Genomic DNA, 435 nt, shown 5'->3' with positions numbered 1-435 from the left:
CCCACGAAGGCCTCGACCAGCACATTGAGACGGCAGGGCGCGCCGTTGACCACCTCCGCGCCATTCTGGTCCACCACGGCCTGCTCCCATACCGGGACCCGTACCTTGCCCGCTTCGAGACGTGGATTGAGGACAAGCTCCACCCCCTGCCGCCCGAGGTCGCCCGGCCCGTCGAGCACTTCGCCAAATGGCACCACCTCAAGCGCATCCGGTCCATGGTCACCCCCGACAGCCCAGCCCGGGGCCCGGTCCACTCCGCCAAGCAGGAGATCACCGAGACCATCAAGTTCCTCGGCTGGCTCTGGGATACGCACCAGCGCACCGCCGCGACCTGCGTCCAGCAGGACGTTGACGAGTGGAGGGCGAGTGGCCCCACCACCCGCAAGCTGATCCGGACCTTCTTCGTCTTCGCCCGCAACACCAGGCTCAACGTCA

Annotated in this window: 1 pseudogene; it reads left to right on the top strand. The window is 67.4% G+C overall.

The features are described 5' to 3' along the window. A pseudogene (locus HGO92_RS24945) lies at positions 1 to 435 on the top strand (recombinase XerD); the annotation flags it as partial.

It is taken from the genome of Crystallibacter degradans (assembly GCF_012952295.1).
Lineage (GTDB): Bacteria > Actinomycetota > Actinomycetes > Actinomycetales > Micrococcaceae > Crystallibacter > Crystallibacter degradans.
The sequence above is the reverse complement of the archived record's forward strand: the minus strand, read 5'-3'. Positions and strand labels throughout refer to the sequence as shown.